The organism is Nocardia sp. NPDC050412 (assembly GCF_044458825.1).
GTDB lineage: Bacteria > Actinomycetota > Actinomycetes > Mycobacteriales > Mycobacteriaceae > Nocardia.
In genome coordinates this window covers 105,436-126,922 of the sequence record NZ_JBITIJ010000007.1, presented here as the reverse complement: position 1 = coordinate 126,922, position 21,487 = coordinate 105,436, and the positions used below count along the sequence as shown (strand labels likewise).

At 66.0% G+C, this 21,487-nt stretch carries 15 protein-coding genes; 5 read left to right on the top strand and 10 right to left on the bottom strand.

Features of this window, described 5'->3' with window-relative positions; all coding sequences use genetic code 11:
- Nucleotides 1-36: 36 nt before the first annotated feature.
- From ACIBI6_RS20810 to ACIBI6_RS20785, 6 genes are all read right to left on the bottom strand, one after another.
- Nucleotides 37-6,048, bottom strand: coding sequence for an amino acid adenylation domain-containing protein (locus tag ACIBI6_RS20810; protein WP_396957405.1), 6,012 nt, complete (start codon nt 6,046-6,048; stop codon nt 37-39).
- 14 nt (nt 6,049-6,062) lie between these two features.
- Nucleotides 6,063-9,146 (bottom strand): nocobactin polyketide synthase NbtC, encoded by a 3,084-nt coding sequence (gene nbtC, locus ACIBI6_RS20805; protein WP_396957404.1) that lies wholly within the window; start codon nt 9,144-9,146, stop codon nt 6,063-6,065.
- Complete coding sequence (locus ACIBI6_RS20800) at nt 9,139-10,455, bottom strand: polyketide synthase (RefSeq protein ID WP_396957403.1); 1,317 nt, start codon at nt 10,453-10,455, stop codon at nt 9,139-9,141. The genes nbtC and ACIBI6_RS20800 overlap by 8 nt, the downstream gene beginning before the upstream one ends.
- On the bottom strand, nt 10,452-11,234 hold the full coding sequence (locus ACIBI6_RS20795) for a thioesterase II family protein (RefSeq protein ID WP_396957402.1): 783 nt from the start codon (nt 11,232-11,234) through the stop codon (nt 10,452-10,454). Before ACIBI6_RS20795 ends, ACIBI6_RS20800 begins: the two co-directional genes overlap by 4 nt.
- Before the next feature lie 174 nt (nt 11,235-11,408).
- On the bottom strand, nt 11,409-12,344 hold the full coding sequence (locus ACIBI6_RS20790) for a methionyl-tRNA formyltransferase (RefSeq protein ID WP_396957401.1): 936 nt from the start codon (nt 12,342-12,344) through the stop codon (nt 11,409-11,411).
- Between the two features lie 41 nt (nt 12,345-12,385).
- Nucleotides 12,386-13,708: a SidA/IucD/PvdA family monooxygenase gene (locus tag ACIBI6_RS20785; protein ID WP_396957400.1), complete on the bottom strand. Its 1,323-nt coding sequence runs from the start codon at nt 13,706-13,708 to the stop codon at nt 12,386-12,388.
- A 143-nt stretch (nt 13,709-13,851) separates the two neighbouring features.
- On the opposite strand from ACIBI6_RS20785, the gene ACIBI6_RS20780 reads away from it, so the two are divergent.
- Both ACIBI6_RS20780 and ACIBI6_RS20775 read left to right on the top strand, forming a co-directional pair.
- Complete coding sequence (locus tag ACIBI6_RS20780; RefSeq protein WP_364355500.1) at nt 13,852-14,343, top strand: hypothetical protein; 492 nt, start codon at nt 13,852-13,854, stop codon at nt 14,341-14,343.
- Between the two features lie 123 nt (nt 14,344-14,466).
- On the top strand, nt 14,467-15,168 hold the full coding sequence (locus tag ACIBI6_RS20775) for a siderophore-interacting protein (protein WP_364355503.1): 702 nt from the start codon (nt 14,467-14,469) through the stop codon (nt 15,166-15,168).
- A 161-nt stretch (nt 15,169-15,329) separates the two neighbouring features.
- Here the strand turns inward: ACIBI6_RS20775 and ACIBI6_RS20770 are convergent, their stop codons facing one another.
- A complete protein-coding gene (locus ACIBI6_RS20770) occupies nt 15,330-15,749 on the bottom strand; it encodes a MerR family transcriptional regulator (protein ID WP_396957399.1) in 420 nt (139 codons plus the stop codon).
- 28 nt (nt 15,750-15,777) lie between these two features.
- Between ACIBI6_RS20770 and ACIBI6_RS20765 the strand changes: the two genes are divergently transcribed.
- Nucleotides 15,778-16,467, top strand: a complete 690-nt coding sequence (locus tag ACIBI6_RS20765) for a methyltransferase domain-containing protein (RefSeq protein ID WP_396957398.1) — start codon at nt 15,778-15,780, stop codon at nt 16,465-16,467.
- 84 nt (nt 16,468-16,551) lie between these two features.
- On the opposite strand, the gene ACIBI6_RS20760 is transcribed toward ACIBI6_RS20765, so the two are convergent.
- The 3 genes from ACIBI6_RS20760 to ACIBI6_RS20750 form a co-directional block, all read right to left on the bottom strand.
- Nucleotides 16,552-18,288, bottom strand: coding sequence for an ABC transporter ATP-binding protein (locus ACIBI6_RS20760; RefSeq protein WP_364355512.1), 1,737 nt, complete (start codon nt 18,286-18,288; stop codon nt 16,552-16,554).
- Nucleotides 18,285-20,114 carry an ABC transporter ATP-binding protein gene (locus ACIBI6_RS20755; protein ID WP_396957397.1) on the bottom strand — a complete coding sequence of 610 codons (1,830 nt, stop codon included), beginning with the start codon at nt 20,112-20,114 and terminating at the stop codon, nt 18,285-18,287. The genes ACIBI6_RS20760 and ACIBI6_RS20755 overlap by 4 nt, the downstream gene beginning before the upstream one ends.
- A 97-nt stretch (nt 20,115-20,211) precedes the next feature.
- Nucleotides 20,212-20,394 (bottom strand): hypothetical protein, encoded by a 183-nt coding sequence (locus ACIBI6_RS20750; RefSeq protein ID WP_364355518.1) that lies wholly within the window; start codon nt 20,392-20,394, stop codon nt 20,212-20,214.
- 381 nt (nt 20,395-20,775) lie between these two features.
- Between ACIBI6_RS20750 and ACIBI6_RS20745 the strand changes: the two genes are divergently transcribed.
- Together ACIBI6_RS20745 and ACIBI6_RS20740 are read left to right on the top strand one after the other, a co-directional pair.
- Nucleotides 20,776-20,970 carry a hypothetical protein gene (locus ACIBI6_RS20745; protein ID WP_364355521.1) on the top strand — a complete coding sequence of 65 codons (195 nt, stop codon included), beginning with the start codon at nt 20,776-20,778 and terminating at the stop codon, nt 20,968-20,970.
- A 61-nt stretch (nt 20,971-21,031) separates the two neighbouring features.
- Nucleotides 21,032-21,484 carry a TIGR03667 family PPOX class F420-dependent oxidoreductase gene (locus tag ACIBI6_RS20740; protein WP_364355524.1) on the top strand — a complete coding sequence of 151 codons (453 nt, stop codon included), beginning with the start codon at nt 21,032-21,034 and terminating at the stop codon, nt 21,482-21,484.
- Nucleotides 21,485-21,487 lie beyond the last annotated feature (3 nt).

The following is a 21,487-nucleotide window of genomic DNA, read 5'->3' as shown; positions in this document are numbered from 1 at the left end:
CGCACGTCGGGCCAGTCGCTCGGAAGTAGTCGCCTTTCATTGCGACTGCTTCCAAGCCGCGCCCAAGGCGGCCAGCGCGTCCGAGCTGAGGCCGGATACGCTCATCGCGGCATGTTGGCGCTGATCAGGTTCTGCTGGTTGGGCCGTATCGGGATGGCCGTCATCGCCGTTCGCGTCGGCTGCCACACCGAAGGTGTCGCCGATGGTCGTTGTCACCCCCGCAGCCACCGCCTCGTCGACCGCGGCCGCGAGTTCGGCGATGGTGAGGTGCTCGAATACCAGCTGTGGAGACAGTGGGAGGCCGAGCTGATTGGCGCGTGCCGACCACTGAATGGAGATCACGCTGTCGCCGCCGAGTGCGAAGAAGCCGTCATCGGCGGCGACATCCTCGATTTCCAGCAACTCCTCGAGGATTGCGATGAGCTGCTGCTCGGTCTCTGTCTGCTCGGCAGCGGAAGATGCTGTACCTGTGGCGGTTTCAACAGTGCCACCGGGCCTGGTCGCGAACACGAGTCGTCCTGCGGTGTCCCAACGCGCCCGCTGTTCGGTGCGGAACAATCGAGCTCCCGGCAGGTACGGGTCGTCGATGAATGCTTTTGCCGAATCCTCGACGTACCCCTCGGCAAGTCCGGCCCCACCGACGTACACGTCGCCGTCGACGCCGGGCGCAACCGGTCGCCGGGCTTGATCCAGCACCAACACCCGCGCACCCGGAATGGGACGCGCACGTCCGCTTCCGTCGACCGCCCCGCGCGCCACCGCGCCCGCGTACTCCGGAATCCGGAAGTCGAAGGTCGCGACCGAACCGGCCGCGAGCGCAGGCAGTAGATCGGGGAGTGCTGGGGGCCAATCGGTTCCGATGACCTCCCAGCTGCGCACCGACGGCAACATGGAGACGCCGGTCTGCACGAACCGCGACAGCGTGATGGGATCGGCAACCACATGGGTTACCGAATGTGCCCCGATCAGCTCGACCAGCGCGACCGGATCTTCGTGTTGCGGTTCGGTGGCGAGGATCAGCGTCGCCCCGTCGGCGAGCGCAGCCAGCAACTCGACCTCGATCTCGGGTCCGGACCAGGGTGCGGCGACCAGTCGAACATCCGCCGAACCCGTTGCCCGATCCAGCGATTCGCTGCGGCGATCCGCGGCGATGGCCCGTCGATCGGCAACCACGGCCGCCACAGCCTCGCGGCCGAGCACAACGTGCGAAACCGCGATAGTTCCATCGGTATTCGCTACCGCGTCCAGTGCGGCAAGCCGTCGCACCACCCCCGCCGCCGAAGCGCCATCGGGCACCTGTGTCACGCCTCGATCGAGCTGTTCGAATAGCTCGCCATAGGTGAGTGTCTCGGTACCGGAGCGCAGAGCGATCCGATCGGCCGGAACACCGCGACCACGCCGGATCAGCTCGGCAAGGCCCGGTACCCAGGTCAGCTCCACACCGGTGGCCCATTCACCGAGGACCCGTTGCCGCTCGGCGGCGGGCATCACGTCGAGTTCGCCGACGGTGCTGTCGGGAGTTTCGGCGAAGGCTGTGAGTACCCGAAGCATGCGCTGCGCGAACAACTCTCCGGTCGCGGGCTCATACAGATCGGTATTCACGATGACACTGGCATCGAAGCCGCCGTCGGATCCCGCGAAGAAATTGATGCTGAGATCCAGCAGCGAGGTGTCGAAATCCAAAGGCAATACCGTCAGTGCGGTGTGCGCGTCCAAACCCTGACCCGCGCCGTCCCAGTTCTCCTCGCGGAAGTGCATCATGGCCTGGAACAGCGGGTTCCTGGACCGGGACCGAGCCGGATTCAGCGCGTCGACCAGGCGTTCCATCGGGATATCCTGGTTGCTGTACGCGCCGAGTGCGGTATCGCGGGAGCGCTTCAGCACGGTCCGCAGCGTCGGCTCGCCGGATAGGTCATTGCGCAGCACCACCATATTGGCGAGCAGTCCGACCAACTCGGCCGCGGCCGGATCGACCCGACCCGCGATCGGCGTGCCGAGCGGAATATCCACACCCGCACCGAGTTTGTGCAGCAGCGTCGCGACAGCGGCCTGGTAGAGCATGAACTCGCTGCCCCCGCTCGCCTCGGCGAGCGCCTTCAGCTTGCCGCGCAGGGCGGCGGGGACCGCGAACGGCACTACATGTCCGTTCTTGCCGAGTATGGCGGGACGCGGGCGGTCCAGGGCGACATTGATCTCGTCCGGCAGGTCGGCGAGTGTGTCGCGCCAGTAATCCACCTGCGCACCGAGCGAATCGACCACATCGCGCTGCCACAGTGCATAGTCGGCGTACTGAATGTCGAGGGGCGTCCAGTCCGGAGCAGCGCCCGCGGTGCGAGCACGGTAGGCGGTGGCGAGATCGTCCAGAATCGTCCGGAACGACCAGTGATCGGCCACCAAATGGTGCACGAGCAGCGAGAGCACGTGAGTCCTGTTGTCCAGCATGAAGACTCGCGGTCGAATCAGCAGCTCGGTATCGACCGCGAAGCAGTGGCCACCGGCTGCGGCGAGTTCTGCGCGCAGTTTTTCCGGATCGTCCAGCTGCGTCACTGGCACAGCTATCGGCCCTGCGGGCAGCACCAATTGATATGGCACGCCGCCGTTCTCGGGAAAAACGGTGCGCAGCACCTCGTGCCGTGCAACGACGTCGGCGAGCGCGGCAGTCAGCGCATCGAGATCCAGCCGACCGTCGACCCGAACCGCGAATGGGATATTGCCGATCGCACTCGGCCCCTCCAGCTTGCGCTGGAACCACAACGCGAGCTGCGAGTACGACAGCGGAATATGATCGGGCCGTTCGCGTTTCAGCAGTGGGCGCACAGCGGCAGTGACCCGCGCCGGTGTAGCTTCGATCTGTGCGGCAAGTCCCGCGACGGTCGGGGTATCGAACGGTGCGCGCACATCGATCTCGACGCCGAATTCGGTGCGAATCCGCACGACCAGGCGGGTGGCAAGCAGCGAATGCCCGCCGAGTTCGAAGAAGGAATCGTCCGCGCCGATCTGCTCGCGGCCGAAGATCTGCGCGAACAGGCCGGCCAGACGGATTTCGGTGGCGGTGCTCGGCTCCCGGTAGCGGTGGCTGGTGGCGCGTTCCGGATCCGGCAGCGCACGACGGTCGAGTTTGCCGTGTACGGTCAGCGGGATCTCGTCGATCGCCGCGAAGGCGCTCGGCACCATGTAGTCCGGCAGCGTCGCGGCGGCATGTCCGCGGACCTCGTCCATATCGAGCGTCGACGCCGAAAGTCCTTTGGCCGCAACCACATATGCGGCCAACATCGCACCGACCGCCGCATCCTCGACCGCGATGACGACACAGTGTCCGACACCCGGATACGACGCGATGGCCGCCTCCACCTCGCCGAGTTCGATCCGGAAGCCACGCACCTTGACCTGCTCATCGGCCCGGCCGACGAATTCGATCTCACCATTGGCATTGCGCCGGGCGAGATCTCCGGTCCGATACAGCCGAGCGCCCGGCGCGAACGGATCGGCGACGAAGCGCTCCGCTGTCAACCCACGCCGATTCAGGTAGCCTCGCGCCAATTGCGCTCCGCCCAAATAGATCTCACCGACAACACCCGGTGGCACCAGCTGCAGCGCCGCATCGAGCAGGTACACCGTGACGTTCTGATTCGGCACACCGATCGGCACGATCCGGGTGCCCTGCGGGCCTTCCACATTCATATGCGTCGCGCACACAACTGCCTCGGTCGGGCCGTAATGGTTGCGCAGCTCGGCATCGAAGACACCGGCGAACTTGTCGGCCACCTCACCGGGCAGCGCCTCACCACCCACCGGAACATGCCGCAGCGCACGCCATTCGCTCACCTCCGGCAGCAGCAGGAAGGTGCTCAACATCGACGGCACCATATGCAGCACCGTGACCCCGCAGCGGGTGATCAACTCGGCGACGTAGGGAATATCGCGGAAGGCATCGGGCTTCGGGATGACCAGCCGGGCGCCGAGCGTCAGCGTCACGAAGATATCGAGCAGGGAGGCATCGAAGCTGACCGAAGAGGACTGCAGCAGCCGGTCCTCGGCGGTCATACTCCATTCCGCGACGAAGCCAGCGAGATGTTCGGCGATCGCGGCGTGGGATACCGGGACGCCCTTGGGCTTTCCGGTGGACCCGGAGGTGTAGATGACATACGCGAGATGGCCGGGCAGCAGCGGCCGCACCCGGTCCGCATCGCCAGGATCGGTATCCGGGAGTCCGCCGGCCGCGGCTTCGGCGGTATCCAGTTCGACCCGACCGAGCACCAGTCGGGGTGCGGCGTCCTCGGTCAGGTAGTCGATGCGGTCGTTCGGGTAGGCCGGATCGATCGGTAGATAGGCCGCACCGGCTTTTAGCACGCCCAGCACCGCGACCACGAACTCCACCGAATTCGACAGCCGCAGCCCGACGATGTCTTCGGTACCGAGTCCCTGCCCGATCAGCCAGTGCGCCAAGCGATTGGCGCGCCGATTCAGTTCGGCGTAGATGAGTTCGGTGTCGCGTTCCGCGGGGGCGACAATGGCGAGCGCATCGGGCGTTGCCGCGACCTGATTTTCGAAGAGCGCAACCATGGTGGTCGGTTCCGCCTCGACAATCGGGCCGTGCGACAGCGCGAGGATCGCGGCGCGATCGGCCGCGCCGAGCATATCGATATCACCGAGCCTGCGATCGGGATTCGCGAGTGCGTTGTCCAGCAACTGCAGGTAGTGGTCGAGCAGCTGTTCCACCAGGGCGCGGTCCAGATCGGCGATCCGGTATTCGGCCTCCAGATAAGCGCCATCGGCTTCTGTGACTACGGTCAGCCCCAGCGGAACCTGCGCCACCGCACTGCCGAGATCGAGCAGTGTCGCCTCGACACCTGCCAGGTCGAATCCCTGTGCGCTCCTGCGCACCCCGAAGCCGAGTCGGACCAGCTGTTCCAACCCGTCCCGGCCACCGATGCGATCCGGATTCGCCTCGCGCACAACGCGATCGATGCCGACATTCTGATGCGCGAAGGCACCGACGCAGGTGTCGCGAATGGTTTCGGTGAAGCGGGCGAAGTTGTCTTCGGCACCGATGGTGGCGCGCAGCAGCAGCGTATTGCCGAAATAGCCGATCAACGAGCCGGCGGCGGCATCGCGGCGCACGGTAACCGGGACCGATACCAGGAAATCCGTGGCCGCGGTGTAGCGATGGATCACCGCGTCATAGGCGGCCAGCCACACCATGAAAGGGGTGGCGCCGTGCGCACGCGCGAAGGCCTCCACGCGGCCGACGAGCTCCCCGGGCAGCGACAGGGTGCACCGGTCGGACTGCTTCGCCGCAGCCGTGGCGACCGTGGCTGGACCGGGGAGTTCCAGGGCTTCCGGTAGCGGGCGCAGGGTTGTACGCCAATAGTCGATATCGGTGTTGTCAGTGAGATCGCCGAAAATCGCGACGTCGACGAATTGCGCACGATCGGACTGGACGGGCTCGGCACGGTAAGCGGCATTGAGCTCGGTGAAGAAGACCGCCCACGAGTCGTCATCCCAGCTGATGTGATGCGCTACCAGCAGCAAAGCGAATTCATCGGCACCGATGCGCACCAGGCTGACGCGCAACGGCGACTCGGTCGCGAGATCGAACGGTCGGCCGAATTCCCGGCGAGCCAGCACTTCCAGCCTGCGTGACCGGCCGGTCTCCGGCATATCGGTCAGATCGTGTGTCTGCCAAGACAATTCGAGATCCGAGCGGACGATCTGGTACGGCTCGCCGTTCTCGTCCAACCCGTAGGTGGTGCGCAGAATGTCGTGGGCGTTTACCACGGCCGTGACCGCATCGCGCAGCCGTGCCTCGTCGAGCGCACCCGTCAGCCGATAGGCCACACAGATATTGAGGGTGGTGTCCTCCGGATCACGCGTCTGCAGAAACCACATGCGCCGCTGTCCGGCCGAAAGCGGATGACGTTCACCGGGTTTCGATCTCCGAATGGGCGCGGCCTCGGAAACCGGTGCGGTCAGCCCACTTTCGGCCAAACGCTGGCGCAGCAGCGCCTTCCGGCGGACCAGCACGCTGGCCGGCTCGTTGTTCGACATCGTCAATCCCTCGCCTAGACGTTGCTGTCGGCCATCAGGCGCACGACGTCGTCCAACGACGCGCCGCCCAGAATGGCCGCCACCGGAAGATCGCGGTTCAGTTCGGCCTGCACCCGCTTGCGGAAGTCCAACGCCTGCAGCGAATCCAGACCGAGCGCCACCAGCGGCACCGAGCTGTCGATGGCGTCGAGCCCATCGGCGCCCATCACCTTGCCCAGTTCGATGCGCACCTGATCGGACAGTGAACCGGCGGATGGCGCGACCCCCTCCGGCACGACCACGACGGCAGGGGCAGCGACTCTGGGCTCGACCCGCGGCGGTGCCGGTTCCACTTGCGCGAGCACATCGGCGAGCAGCGGACCCCAGCCGACCGCCGAAATGATGTCGTTCAGCTGCGACCAATCGGCCGCCATCACAATGCGATTGCTGGGCCATCCGATTTCTGCGTACTCGGTGAAACCGACGGCGAGCGCGTCACGCGGGTCCATGGACTGGCCGCCCGCGGCGGCGATCCGATCCACGCCGACCGCATGCAGTGGGCCTTCGAGATCCCAGATACCCCATTGCATCGCAACGGCATTCGTGCCAGCCGCACGCAAACGCATGGCCAGCACATCGAGCATGCGGTTGACCGTGGCGTAGAGAATCTGCCCGCGACCGCCGAAGGTAGCCGCCGCGGACGAGCAGATGACAATCCGGGCGTCAGCGGCCACCGGTAACAGCCGTAGCAGATGGTCGGTGCCGATGATCTTCGATGCCGCCATCTCGAACAGCTTTTCGGCGGTCACATCGGTGAGTTCGGCGCGCACATAGTTGACTGCGGCGTGTACCAGCATGGTCGCCGGTGTGTCGGCCAGCGCGGCGGCGAGCTCGCGCACGCTGGATTCGTCGCCGACATCGCACGCGACAACCGCGACCGCGGCGGTGCCTACCTGTCGGATAACCCGCAATCGGCCTGCGACGGAATCGGTTTCGCCGGACCGGCTGAGCAGCGTGATCCGCCGCGCACCACGACCGGCGAAGTACTCGGCGAACTTCAGGCCCAGAGTGCCGGTCCCGCCGACGATGACGACGTGCTCGAGCTCCGCATCATCCGGAACTCCGCCAGCCGGTTCGAGTTCCACCTCGAGCCGCTTGGCATAGAGTCCGCCCGCGCGCAATGCCAGCTGCGGTTCGTCCTTGGCATGCAGCGCGCGCACCATCTTGGCGGCCTGCCCCGCATCGGCGGCGTCGAGGTCGAGGTGTCGGAAGGCGGTGCCGATATTCTCCAGTCCGATGCAGCGGAATCCGGCGGAGACCGCGCCGTGGAACAGGTGTGGTGCCGGGTCGTCGGCGACCGCGGCCTCACCGCGGACGGTCACCAGCCAGCAGTCGGTGACCGTGGCATCCAGAGCGGGCAGCCACCGCGCGTCATAGAACCGCGCCAGTTCCGCGATCGCGGCGGGCCCGTCCAGATCGGGCAACTCCGGCAGCAGCACGACGATCGAGTCGTAGTCGGCGGTGTCGGCGGGCCGATCGGGATCGTAAATCGCCGCGCCGCCGCCGTGATTATGAGCCGCGGTGCACAGCGCCGCCGCGAGTTCGGCGCACTGACCGGTGTGATCGACGACGAGCATTGTGCGCGGCGAAATCAGCGAACGACGCTCGAGCCGCACCCAGTGCTCCGCCAGCCGGGTCGCGGTGTGCTCGGGGGCGACCGGCGTCGTCGTCCGGTAGGGAGCCCACAGTCGCTGCGGATTCAGCACGGTATTGGGGAAGTCGCGCAGCGGCAAACGCACCGTGTCCGAATCGGATTCGACCCGCAATGCATCCCATCGGTAGTTCAGGTCGTGCACCGCGACGGTTGCCAGGTTGCGGGTGAACTCACCGAGTCCCGCCGCCGTGCGCAGCGAGGTTCCGATCACCCGGAATTCGCGCTGCGGCCGGGCCGGATCCGGACGCACCGTGCTCAGGTTCTCCTGAATGGCCAACTGCAGCATGGGATGTTCCGACATCTCGACGAAGGTGTCGACGTCGGCGGTGGCCGCCGTGATCGCCCGATCGAACCGGACCCGGTTGCGCAGATTCCAATACCAGTACTGGTCGTGCCGCAAATCGGGCGTAATTGTCGTGCCGAGTGTCGCACCGTAGCAAGGGATTTCGGTCGCGATGAAGTTCGGCCCGCTCATTTCGTCGCCGAGCGCCGCTTCCAGTCCCTTCCGATACTCGCTGACCACCGAGGTGTGCGCCGGATACGCGACGCGGATTTCCTTGGCGAACTGCCCCCGCGCGGTCGCGGTCGCCACCATATCGACGATGGTCTCGCGATCACCCGAAATGGCCAGGATATGTGCAGAATTGACCACCGACAGCTCGGCCCAGCCGGAGTGCCTGGCCAGCAGCGCCTCACACTGATCGCGGTCCATGCCCAGCACCGCCATCGAGTAGCCGCGCGGCGAAAGCTGATCGACGGCCAGGGCCCGATGCGTCACCGCGAGCACCGAATCCCGCAGCGTCATGATTCCCGATACCGCACCGGCGGCCAGCTCGCCCTGACTATGTCCGATCGTCGCGGCGGGTTCGACACCGGCCGCGCGCCACATGGCGGCCAAGGCGTACATCTGGAACATCAACGCAGGCTGGAGCACCCGCACGTGGTCTTCGAACCGATCATCGTTGCCGAGCAGATAGTGCAGCGGCTCCCGGTGACCGAAGCGCTCCTCGAAGATCGCGGTGCATTCATCTACCGCGCGACGGAAGCTCGGGGAGATCTCGTAGAAGAGTTTGCCCATGCCCGGCCGCTGACTGCCCTGTCCAGGGAAAACGAATCCGATGCCGCGCGCGGTGGCGACGCCGGCTGTCACCGCAGGATGTTCGGCGCCAGCGACGATCGCTCGCAACGCGTCGAGGAGGCCGTCTCGGTTGCCGACCATCGCGAGCGCCCGCCGCCGACGTGCCATCCGAGTGCGAAACAGCGTGTCCGCCACCCGCTCCGGGGTCACGCCGGGATGCCGCTGCAGGTATCCCAGGATCGCTGCCGCCTCGCCGCGCAGCCCATCTGCTGTATCGGAGGACAGCAGCACCGGGACGGTTCCGTCCGGAAGTCGGTAATCAGGCATCGATTTCCTCCAGCACGGGCATCGCCAAGATCGCGTGCGCATTGGTGCCCGCGACGCCGAACGAGGAGACGGCGCCGTAGCGGACGCCGTCGACCGGGTCCCAGGGTTCGAGTTTCGTGGCCAACCGCAGGCTGGTGGCGTCCCAATCGACCTCGGTGGTCGGATTGTCCGCGTAGAGGCTCGGCGCGATCTGACCGTTCGCGCCGCTCAGCAGCATCTTGATCAGGCCGAGCACGCCCGAGGCGGCCTGTGCGTGGCCCATATTCGACTTCACCGAGCCGAGTCGCGGGCCATCGGTGCCGCGGTCGCCGCCGCCGTAGGACCGTGCGAGGGCGGTCAACTCGAGCGGGTCGCCGACCGGTGTTCCCGTGCCGTGTCCTTCGATCAGCCCGATGTCATCCGGCCGAATTTCAGCCGCCGCCAGGGTTTTCTCGATCAGCCGCTGCTGTGCCGCCGCGCTGGGTACCGCGAGCGGTGCCCCCTTGCCGTTGTGGTTGACCCGGGTGGCGAGCACGCGGCCGTAGATGCGGTGGCCGAGTCCGCGTGCGCGCGACTCGTGTTCGACAACGACCACACCGGCCCCCTCAGCCCACAGCGTGCCGGTCGCGTCGGCGGCGTAGGCGCGACAGTGTCCGTCCACGGCGAGCGCGTTGTTCTTGGCGAACTCGAAAAATGCCGCGGGCGAGCCCATGACACAGACGCCACCGGCCAGCGCCCAATCGCATTCACCGGCACGTACGGCATTGGCAGCCAGATGCAATGCGGTCAGCGATGACGCGCAGGCGGTATCGGTGGTCAGCGAGGGCCCGATCAGTCCGAGACTGTGCGAAATCCGACCGGCCACCGCGCCGAGGGCCGTCCCGGTGGCCCGGTATCCGGAGTACTCGGTGACCACACCGGACTGCGGCCCGTATTCATTGATGGACGCGCCCATATAGCAGCCGACCTCGGCGCCATCCAGCGCCCCCGGATTGATGCCCGCGTTCTCCAGCGCCCGCCAGGCCACCCGCAGCGCGACCCGCTGCTGTGGATCCATCGAAATAGCCTCGCGCGGCGTGATACCGAAGAACATCGGGTCGAATTCGGTTGCCTCCGAGAGGAACCCACCGGCATCGGCGACCCGGCTCCACCCTTCGGTGCGGTGCAGCGCAAGCAACTCCTCGATCGGCCATTCCCGATCGCGCGGGAATGGTCCGATGAGTTCGCGCGATTCGGCAAGCGCCGACCAGAAGTCGGGCAGCGTCTCGATACCGCCCGGCGCCTCGACGGCCATACCCGAGATGACGATCGGATCCGTTTCCGTACTCATCCGACGCGATCCAGCTCGGGCGCAAGCAATTCCGCGATACCGGCGGCATTGTCGTTCAGATAGAAATGCCCGCCGTCGAAGATGGTGACGCCGATTTCCTGTGCGCTGTGATTGGACCAGCCGTACAGCTCACGCGGCGTGATGAGGTGATCCTCGGCCCCGCCGAGCACGTGAATCTTGGCCTCCACTCGGACATCCACCGGGCAGCTATAGGCATCGAAGGCCCGGTAATCGGCCTTCACCACCGGCAGCGCCATCCGCATCACCTCGCGGCTGCCGAGCACATCCGCGCCGGTGCCCTCCAGCGCGCCGAGGTGGTCGAGGATCTGCTCGTCCTCGGTCGGATGCGGCGGCAAGTCGACCGCCCGACCCGGCGAGACCGCAGCGGACGGCGCGAGTAACCGCACCTCCAGTCCGGCCGCCTCGGCATTGCGCACCAGTTCGAAGGCCACCATCGCGCCCATGCTGTGGCCGAAGACCGTCAGCGGCAGACCGCGATTGTGTTCGGAGCTATGGAATTCCGCGAACGCACCGGCGGCGAGTTCGGGCAGCGTGGCGAGTGCCGCCTCGCGGGCGCGGTCCTGGCGACCCGGGTACTGGAAGATCAGGACGTTGAAGTGTTCGCTGAGCACCTTCGACAACGCGCGATAGGTGGACGCGCCGCTACCCGCGTGCGGGCAGATCAACAATGGCGGGCGTGCTGTGCCGACCTGCGAGCAGCCGCTAGCGGCGAAGCGGGGCTGGTGGAATTGCCGGATCCATCCGAGATTTGCTGGCATTTCTTGACTCCTGCGCTTCCGCCGGACGTCCCGGCGCAATGCTCGCGCCAGGCGTCATTCAATCGGCGGCGTACAACACCCCCCGGCTCGCTGCACTGATCTTTGGTTACTTCTGAACGGTCGCTCGATATTAGCGTAGCCTACCCTAACAAGTCTAGGCCGACTCCCCCTGCGTCACTGATCGGTGAGATAGCCACCGCGCGTGAAGAATTCCGCGGCCGAATGGTCGGTGCCGTCCTCGGCGCGAATCCGGGTGAGCACCAAGCCGCGATTGCGCCCGCGATGGGCCTCCGGACCACAAACCACCGCGCCGCCACCCTCCTGCACGATCACCCGGCCGGGCGTCCCGCCGTAGCGCGCCTCGGAAACCGCCGCCTCGAGCACCTCGATCCGCTCGCCGCGGAGGTAGGTGAACGCGCGCGGGTACGGCTCGGACAGTGCGCGCACGAAACGCTCCAGATCGACGGCGGACCAGCTCCAGTCGATGCGGCTGTCCCGCTCGGAACGCTTGTGGAAGTAGGTGCGCTCGGATTTGCGCTGCGGCTTCCATTGCGCGGTACCGAATTCCAGGGCGTGCAGCGCTTCCCGCAGCGCGCCTGGGATGAGTTCCATACCGCGCAGCACCAATTCGGTACCGGTATCGGTGGGGCCGATGGGCAATGCGCGTTGCACCAGGATGTCGCCGGTGTCCAAGCCCTCGTCCATCCGATGCACGGTCAGGCCCGTCTCGGACTCGCCGCTGATCAACGCCCACAGCACCGGCGAGAAGCCGGTGAACTTGGGCAGCAGCGAATCGTGCAGGTTAAGGGTGCCGTGCGGAGGCAGGTTGTAGAGTTCGGCGGGCATCCAGGTGTACCAACTGTTCACCACGATGACGTCCGGTTCGGCCCGCTTCACCAGATCGATGGTCTCGGCATCGGCCCGTTCGGTCAGATGCACCGGAATGCGGTGCTCACGGGCGAGGTCCTCGACCGAATCCGACCAGATCCCCTTGTAGGAGTCGGCACTTGCCGGATGGGTGACCGCGAGCACGACCTCGTGTTCCGAATCGATCAGTGCCTGCAGGGTTTTACGGCCCCAGGTCTGGAAGCCGAACGAGACGATGCGCATGAAAACCTCACGTAGATGTATTTGGGGATATCGAGGCCGAGTCAGCCCAGTCGAGCGGCCGCACCCCGTCGCGCACCGGCCACCTGACGCGCCGGCGCCGTACGCAATACCCGATCCGAGAGTTCGCCTAAGCAGCTGAGATTCGGGAACCCGGGCCCCTGCGCGATGGCCGCCATATTCGGCAGATAGAGCTTCGCGTCCAGACCGGAAACCGCCAGGTCGTAGCCGATCGAGGCCTCCAGCCTGGCTTGGGTCAACGGACCGCCGACGGCGAGTTCGAGTAGGTCGGCGGCATCGGAATCGAAGAGTTCCAGGAACCACAGCGGCTGCCCGCCGGTCGCGTCGACCACCAGGTCGAAGTTGTGCACTTGATCCGGACGGCGGTCATTGCGCAGCGTCACCGCCACGCCATCGCCCTGTTCGGCCACCCGCACGACCCGCCCCTGCAGATGGTGCACGCGGTCGTCGCCGATCACGCTCTCCTGCACGCGAACCGAGAAGACGCCGCGGTCGGTGCGCCGGATGACATCGCGGCGCTCGTCCATGCTCAGCGCGTTCCACTTGGTCGGATCGCTGAAGAGCGCGTTCTCGAAATAGCTTTCACCGCGGGTGTAGATGGTGGCTTTGGGCGTGATCACCGAGATGGTCAGCATGTCGTGCCGGACCAACTCGTCCAGCGCCGAACCCGCGGTTTCGCCGCCGCCGATCACCGCGACCCGCGAGGAGACCGGCAGCGCGCGTTTGCCTGCCAGGTTCCAGAACTCGGCGATGCTGAGCACCCGGGGGTGTTCGGCCAGGGCCCGACCGCTGTTGCCCGGACCTGTGATCATCAGTGCGTCCGTATCGATCTGGGTGATCACAGCAGTGTTGTTTCGAGCGACCTGCGAACAGTCGCTAGCGGCGGCGTCGGTCACCGAAACCAACCACCCATCGGCCGCCGCGGCGACCGAATCCACTGTTCCGAGGACCAATTCGAGATCGATCGCGCGGGCCACCCACTGCAGATATTTGGCCCATACGTGGTGGTGCGGGCTCGGGCGGCCGCGGTCGATCCATTCGGCGTAGGTGCCGTGCTCGACCAGGAACGAGGTCCAGCTGTAGGCCATCATCGCCTCGTCGATGGCCCGGTTGTGCCCGCGCGCCCAGGTCGAGTGGTACGGGAACCCGATGTCCTTCTCCGGACTGGTTCCGAGCCGGTGCTGTCCGTCGGTCCAGCCGCCGCTCGGCAGCCAGTTGCCGCCGACGGCATGCGCCTCGACGACGATCACGCGCGGGGCAGCGAGCCCCAATTTCCGCAGGACGTGCGCTTTTGCCGCCACCGCAAGGGCTTTCGGCCCTGCTCCGACCACCAATAGTGTGTCCACGGTTCTCCTGCGTTCGATCCAGGGGCGGGAGCCAGGGTCACCTAACTTCCAACTTTCAGCTTTGCATAGGCTTACCTTATATTGCACTGTAGTGCCAGTCCCGGACCGGCACACTCCCGGCAAACGAACGATTGGATGATCCGATGCTCAGCACCAGAAATAGGCCGGTGGCACGCCTTGCCACCGCGGCCTTCTCGCTCACCGCGGCCGCCATGGTCGGCGCATTCGGCACCGTCGCCACCGTGGCCCCGGCCATCGCCGCGCCCATCGGCGCGCCGATGCGGACCGCCACCCCCGGCCTGGGCGAGTTGAAGGCCAAGCTGCAACTGGTGCTCAACACCGGCGCTTCGCGCTCCGCCCGCGCGGCCGAGCTCGAGGCGGGCGAGGCCGGTCTGAGCCTGGTCGACCAGGTCGGCGGCGCGATGGCCTCGGCCCCGCCGAGCTTCCGCTGGGATGTCCTCGGCCCGGTCAATGTCTCCGGCGATCTGCTCACCGCCCAGCTGACCACCGCCATCGACGGCTGGGACCCCTGGTACTTCGACCTGTCCTGGAAGCAGATCGATGGCACCTGGAAGCTGACCCGCGAGGCCGAATGCACCATCGCGAGCGTCGCGATGCTGCCCTGCAACCTGTAATCGCCTGCGCCACGCGCGAGTTGGCCCCGAGGTAGCTCACCACCCCGGGGCCACACGGCCATTCGGAGTCGTTTCATCGGACACCCCAGGACATCAGAGTATGTTTAGGCTAACCTTAGCTGCATGGGTAGAGGCTTCGAAGGGTTGCTGCTGAAGGCGTGGCGCGCCGAGGATTACCGGCTCACGGTGACTTCGACCGAGTACATCAGCGACAAATACATGCGGCTCGGATTCGATGCCGGCGGACTGCTCACCGATCATCCGGTGCACCCGACGCAATGGGTGCGGCTGTGGATTCCGAATGATGAGCGCGAGCACCAGCGTGGCTACACGCTGGTCGATCCCGATCCGGCCGGGAACAAATTCTCGATCGAATTCGCGGTGCACCACGGGCCCGCCTCGATGTGGGCGCAGCAGGCGGCCGTCGGCGACCAGATCGACGTCTCGGTGCTCGGCTCGGATTTCCAACTGCCCGAGCCACTCCCGAGCGAGTTCGTCATCTTCGGCGATACCGCATCGCTGCCCGCCATCAATTCGCTGCTCGACGCGATCGGCGATGTGCCTGCCCGGGTCTGGCTGGAATGGCAATACGAATCCGATACCGGGCTCCCGGTGCGCAATAAGCCGCACCACCAGGTGAAATGGGTGCAGCGGATCGATAACGGTCGATTGCTGCGCGAGCAGGCCAACGAAATGCAGTGCCCGAACGACGCTTTCGCCTGGGTCGCGTGTGACGGCCACACCACGCGTTCGATCGTCAAGGCGCTGAAGACCACCCACGGGCTGCCGAAAACCGCCATCAAATACCGCGCTTATTGGAAGTAGTCATCCTCGGGGATGACACCGGACTCGTATCCGATCCGGCGAGCCGTGGCTTCGTCGTACTCGCCATCGACCATCTCTACGAGGTGGCGGTCACCGAACTCGCGAATGGCACCGTCGCGAGGGGCCGCCGGTCACCCGAATATCCACCGCGTGCCCATCCCTTAGAGCGCATCTGGGAACTCGGGGTTCGGTGGCAGGCTGCTCGCCGAGGGCAGCAGTCGATCAGCCAAAAGTCCCTGGAATCGCGGGCAGGTCATGATGTCGTCGTACGGGCATTCGCCCTCGAGCATGTCGAGTGCGGCCTGCGCCCGGGCAATCCGTGCCAGCAGCAGCTCGCGGTGGCGGACCGTCACCTCATGACGGGCCGGTGCGGACCGAGCGGCCAGCATCGTGCGGATATCGGCGAGTCCGAAGCCCGCCTCCTTCGAGATCAGGATCGCCGCCACCCGGTGCAGATCCGCGTCGGTGTAGCGGCGACGGACACCCGCGCGGGCCGGTGTCAGCAGTCCTTCGGCCTCCCAATATCGCAGCACGTGTGTCGGCAAGCCGAACTGAGCCGCCACCTCGCCGATTGACTTCATGTCGACATTAAGTCGCACAATGGCGGCCATGTCCACATTGCTCACTCTGCTCGACGCCTTCGATGACCTACCCCAGGTCCGTAACCTGCGAGAACACACCTACGAAGGGCTTGGCGACACCGTTGTCGACGTCGGCTGCGGGAGCGGACGCGCCGTCGGCGAGTTGGCTGCCCGCCGAGTGCGGGCCATCGGCGTCGACCTGGACCCCGCCATGATCGAGATCGCCAGCGAGCGCTGGCCCACAGGTGAGTTCCATATCGCCGACGCCACCGCGTTGCCTCTCGATGACGGCTCGGTCACCGGCTACCGCGCCGACAAGGCCCTGCACACCCTCGACGAGCCCGAGCGAGCCCTCGTCGAGGCCCGCCGGGTCCTGGCCGGCAACGGTCGCGCGGTGCTCATCGGCCAGGACTGGGACACCTTCGTGATCGACTCCGACGAGCCCGAACTCACCCGCACGCTGGTCCACGCTCGCGCGGACGGTATGCCCAACCCGCGAGTCGCCCGCCGATACCGGAACCTCCTGCTGGACAACGGGTTCGTCGAGGTTACCGTCGCTGTCCACACGATCGTGTGGACAGATGCCACGGCCCTGCCGGTGCTCGCCGGCATCGCAGGAGAAGGCACGTGGCTCGAAGACCAAGCCACCAGGGCACGCAACGATCGGCTGTTCGTCGCCGTCCCTATCGTTCTCGCCTCTGGGAGGCGCGGCGATTGAGAACCAGTTCGCCGTCGTCGGCGAAATGGCCTGCCATATCGGGACCCCACCCAGCCATCACCGGAGCAACCAGTTACGAATTCGCTAGACCGGCGCGGGCTCCAATCGCCAACCGGTGGCTCGCGACCGCTCGTTCCAGAAGTCGGCATAGCGGCCGTCGAGCGCCAAAAGTTCGGCGTGCGTGCCACGTTCGACGATCCGACCACCATCCAGGAACAGAATCTGATCGGCATGCGCGATGGTGGCCAGCCGATGCGCGACGACGATTACCGTTTTATCCCTGCTGAGTTCGTGCATCCCGCGCACCACGACCGCCTCGCTGTGCGGATCCAGCGCACTGGTCGCCTCGTCGAGCAGCACGATCGGCGCATCCTTCAGCAGCGCGCGGGCGATCGAAACCCGTTGCCGCTCACCACCGGATAGCGTCGCGCCGCCCTCACCGACCGCCGTGTCGTAGCCGTCGGGCAGCCGCTCGACGATCTCGTCCACCCTGGCCGCCTCGGCCGCGCGCTGCAGTTCGGCGTCGGTGGCATCGGGGCGGCCGATCCGAATATTGTCCGCCACCGACTGATTGAACAGATAGACGTTCTGGAAGACGAGTGAGAGCTGGTCCAGCAGTGTCTCCGACGGTTGCTCGCGCACATCGTGTTCGCCGACCACGACCCGGCCCGCCTCGACATCGTAGAAACGTGCGGCGAGCCGCAGCAGCGTTGTCTTGCCCGCGCCGCTCGGCCCGACGATGGCGGTGGTGGTCCCGGCGGGCACCTCGAAGCTCAGCTGCGACAACACCGGGTCACCCGGCCGGTAGCCGAAGGAGACATTGTCGAAAACAACGGATGGCGCACCCGGCGTCACCGACGACTTCGCCTCGGGCAGTACGGGTTCGGCGAGCAGTCCGGTGACCCGGTCGGCGGCCGCCGCGGCCGACCGCAGCGCATTGCCCAGCTGCGCGGCCTGGTTCAGCGGTTCGATGAACCGGGAGCTCACCGCGATGAGCGCGATCGCGGCTGCCGCCGAAACGGCGCCGTCGGTAACCCGGCCCACCGCGATGTAGACCAGCACCAGGAACACGGCCTGCACGAACAGCGCGAATACGATCAGACCGGGCACCGATGCGAACATCAATCGGGTAATCGCCGAACGTTGTTGTGCCAGTGCGCTATCGAGTGCACAGTTACCTGGTCCCACCGCGCCGAAGGCTCGCAACACCGGCTGCGCCTGGGCGAATTCCACCACCCGCGAATCGGCTTCGGCCGCCGTCTCGTGCATCCGCGCGTCGGAGCGGGTGTAGGCACGATTGGCCAGTCCATTGACCACGAATAACACCGGTGCGGCGAGCAGCATGGCCAGCGAGATCCGCCAGTCGATGAACAGCATGCCGACCGCGACACCGAGCGGAACCACGATGCTGGTCAGCACCTTGGTCAGCAGATACGCGATGAGGCCCTGGATCTCGCGCACATTCTCGACCACGATCCGCGAGAGCGGTCCGGCACTGTGCGTCTCGAACCAGCCGAGCGGCAAGGCATTCAGATGATCGCCGAGCCTGGTCTGCAGTCCGCGCTGCATGCCGACTCCGACGCGCAGACCGATTACGGCCTGCAGATATCCGAAGACAACGACCCCGGCGACCGCGACCAACATCCACAGCGCCCAGAACCAGGCGCGGCCGAGATCGTTGTCGAACAATGCCTCCAACACCGGCACCAACAGCAGATATGCCACGGCCTGACTCAACGCCTGGGCGATGATGGCCGCCAACAGTTTCGGCGTCAGGTGGGTGAACTCCGCCGGAATCAGCCCGAGCACCTTGCGAATCATCGTGTCACCTCGACATTTTCGATCAGCGCGAGCGCGCCGAGAGCCGCCTCGTTGATTTCCCAGAGCCGCTGATAGGTACCGCCCGCATCGCGCAGACGGGCATGATCCCCCTGCTCGACCAGGGATCCGTTCGCCAGCACGAGAATTTGATCGACACCGGTGATGGTGTGCAGCCGATGCGCGATCACGAGCACCGTCCGACCCGCGACCAGCGCTGCGAGCGCATCCTGCACAGCCACCTCGGATTCCGGATCCGCGAAGGCGGTCGCTTCGTCGAGGACCAGCACCGGGGTATCCGCGAGCAGCGCGCGGGCAATCGAAAGTCGTTGTGCCTCACCGCCAGATAGCGTCGCATCGACGCCGATCTCGGAGTCATAACCACGCGGCAGCGCCAGAATTCGGTCGTGGATCTGGGCCGCCCGCGCCGCCTGCTCCAGCGCGGCATTATCGGCATCGGGGCGGGCCAGCCGCAGGTTCTCGCGAATGCTGCCGCGGATCATGCGCACATCCTGGAAGACGAATCCGACAGTGCGGTAGAGCTCCTCGGTCGAGAAATCGCGAATATCGCGGCCCGAAATGGTGATTCGCCCGGCGCCGACGTCGTAGCAGCGCGGCAGCAGCTTCGCGAGCGTCGACTTACCCGACCCGCTCGGCCCGACCAGCGCGGTAATCGTGCCCGGCCGCAGTTCGAGGTCGATCTCGCGCAGCACCTGATGATCCGCGCGATAGCCGAAGCTCACGCCCTCGAACCGCACCACACCCGCGGTCACCGGTTCGGGAGCCGAAGTCGCCTCGGGCACAGTCAATTCGGGCGTCTGCTGCAGTTCGTACAGTCGCACCGCGGCCGCACCGGCGGCCCGCAGTGCCTGAGATCCGTACCCGAGACCGAGCAGCGCACTACCCAGACCGAGGCCGACGAGCAAGAACGGCAATACATCCAGTGGCGCGACCCAATCCAGCCCCACCGCGGTGAGCCCCGCGACCACCACCACAAGCATCACGAATACCGGCATGACCACGATGTCGGAGGCCGACTGGATGCGAATGATCGGCATCTTCAACCGATTCAGGCTATCGGCCTGGCCGTCCACCGCCTCCTGGAATACCGTGTGCGCCTTACCCGCTTGCCCGAATGCCCGCACCACCTGGATGCCGTCGACGAATTCGATGGTGGCGTCCTGGGTTCGGCGTTCCCAGCGGGTATAGACGGCCATGCGATCGCGGCCGTCCTGGTCCATCATCCGGCTGAACAACACCATGTAGGCGATCAGCGGAATCAGCAGTGCCAGCGTGAGTCGCCAGTCGACGGTGATGAGGTAGCCGAGGGTGACCAGCGGCACGGTGAGCGCGCCGACGAACTCCAGTCGCGCATGCGCGACCAGATAGTGCAGCGCCTCGACATCGTCCTGCAGATACTTCTTCACCTCGCCGGAGGACCGCTCATCGAACCAGCCGAGCGGCACCCTGGTCAGCTTGGCCGCCAATAGTCGACGCAGCGTCAGCTGGTATCCGGCGTCGACCAGATGCGACCAGGTCAGCGCCGCCGCCTGCAGCAGCCCGCGCGCGAGGAGCACCAGCACGGCGATCAGCAGCAGTCGCCACACCCGATCGGTATCCACCTGGTCGGCGAGCAGTTCCCGGCAGGCCGCGACAATCAGCACGAACGGCACCACGGTGCCGACCGAGGCAATGGCCACGATGATGCTGGCGAGCGTCAATGTGGCGCGCACGGGCGCAAGGATCTCCTTGCGCGCCGCGGTTTCCTGCCGCTTTCGCGCCTTCAGCACCGTCTTCGGCGGCCGGTTTCCGGTTTCCTCCACCGTCATCTGCCTTGCCCCTCTCGCCCCTTCGCGGAGCCTCTTGCCGGAATCGGCACCCATCCTCACACAAGATGGGCCGAGAAGATAGGTTAGGCTAAGTTATCTAGTGGTGGTTCCAGCCGAGGTCACGTCCGATCAGCGCCTCGTTCCACGGGCGATAGAACTCGCGCAGCCGGGCCAGCGGGCCACCGCATTGACGTACACGCCGGTGCCGAGCATCGGCACGGATGGCAGCGCGGTCGGTGGCGGCGGCGCGGAGACCACTGAATCCCGGCTGTCGAGACACAGACGACGATGCACCCCATCTAGGCGACTTCACTAGACCGCCAACAAGGGATGCGCCAGCCACCGCTGCTCAGCGGTCGAAATCCCGCACCGGGCAGGACACTTGCCGACGAGCTCGATGCGAAGCTCGCACGGTGGGATCTCGCCGCCGGTGCCGATTTCCACGGACACGAGCGGTGGTGAGAAGCGACCGGATCGGATGCTGCGGGAAACCACCCACTACTCAATACCGAATGACCGGTTCTCATAGCGCACTTGGCAACACATTTTCGACGTGCCGGGGAAGCCTGTGTGAACGGCCGACTTTCCCAGCAACTTTCGCGCACGAGCATTACTAGCTTTGGCATCTACACAGATTGCGACTGCGGTTGGAGTTGTGAAAATGTTTGTCACGACAATTATTTCGAATTTCGGCGATTGCTACCGCGACCCCGGCACCTTGTCCGAAGTGCAGGCGCACCGGGCGATGCAGGTGCACTTGTATTGCAGCGTGGACAGCTGCAAGGTCCGCCGCCGCGCCAGGCAGACGCTCGTCGAGTCCCGGCGAATGGTGCTGGACGAACGTGCCGAGCCGTAGTCGCCGTGGCACATCTGCGCCGACGCGGAATCGACTGCACCGCGTCGGCGTTGCGACAGCCATGACCACCACCGAACCCGATCGCTCCGCCACGCCCGTCGTCGACACCGGCACCGCATTCGGTGCCACGGTCGCCGCCCGCCTGGAACGCGAGAATGTCATCTGGCTGACCACTGTCGGCCGCAGCGGAACACCGCAGCCGAATCCGGTGTGGTTCCAATGGCGCGACGGCGAATTCCTGATCTTCAGCCAGGCCGATAAGTCGAAGTTGCGCAATATCGCCCGCAATCCACGGGTGTCGCTACATCTCAACAGCACCGAGACGGGCGGCGACGTGGTGATTCTCACCGGCACCGCGCGCATCGATGAAGCCGGGCCCACCCCGGTGGAAGTCGCCGCGTTCACCGAGAAATACACCGAGGGACTCGCCTCGCTTCCGATGACCGAGGAACAGTTCCACGCCGAATACTCGGTCGCGGTGCGCGTCACGCCGGATCGGCTGCGTGGATTCTGAGCC

Bases quoted from the DNA above. Each gene is read 5' to 3' on its own strand.
- ACIBI6_RS20810 (WP_396957405.1), bottom strand. From the start codon at position 6,048: ATGTCGAACAACGAGCCGGCCAGCGTGCTGGTCCGCCGGAAGGCGCTG.
- nbtC (WP_396957404.1), bottom strand. From the start codon at position 9,146: ATGCCTGATTACCGACTTCCGGACGGAACCGTCCCGGTGCTGCTGTCC.
- ACIBI6_RS20800 (WP_396957403.1), bottom strand. From the start codon at position 10,455: ATGAGTACGGAAACGGATCCGATCGTCATCTCGGGTATGGCCGTCGAG.
- ACIBI6_RS20795 (WP_396957402.1), bottom strand. From the start codon at position 11,234: ATGCCAGCAAATCTCGGATGGATCCGGCAATTCCACCAGCCCCGCTTC.
- ACIBI6_RS20790 (WP_396957401.1), bottom strand. From the start codon at position 12,344: ATGCGCATCGTCTCGTTCGGCTTCCAGACCTGGGGCCGTAAAACCCTG.
- ACIBI6_RS20780 (WP_364355500.1), top strand. From the start codon at position 13,852: ATGCTCAGCACCAGAAATAGGCCGGTGGCACGCCTTGCCACCGCGGCC.
- ACIBI6_RS20775 (WP_364355503.1), top strand. From the start codon at position 14,467: ATGGGTAGAGGCTTCGAAGGGTTGCTGCTGAAGGCGTGGCGCGCCGAG.
- ACIBI6_RS20770 (WP_396957399.1), bottom strand. From the start codon at position 15,749: ATGAAGTCAATCGGCGAGGTGGCGGCTCAGTTCGGCTTGCCGACACAC.
- ACIBI6_RS20765 (WP_396957398.1), top strand. From the start codon at position 15,778: ATGTCCACATTGCTCACTCTGCTCGACGCCTTCGATGACCTACCCCAG.
- ACIBI6_RS20760 (WP_364355512.1), bottom strand. From the start codon at position 18,288: ATGATTCGCAAGGTGCTCGGGCTGATTCCGGCGGAGTTCACCCACCTG.
- ACIBI6_RS20755 (WP_396957397.1), bottom strand. From the start codon at position 20,114: ATGACGGTGGAGGAAACCGGAAACCGGCCGCCGAAGACGGTGCTGAAG.
- ACIBI6_RS20745 (WP_364355521.1), top strand. From the start codon at position 20,776: ATGTTTGTCACGACAATTATTTCGAATTTCGGCGATTGCTACCGCGAC.
- ACIBI6_RS20740 (WP_364355524.1), top strand. From the start codon at position 21,032: ATGACCACCACCGAACCCGATCGCTCCGCCACGCCCGTCGTCGACACC.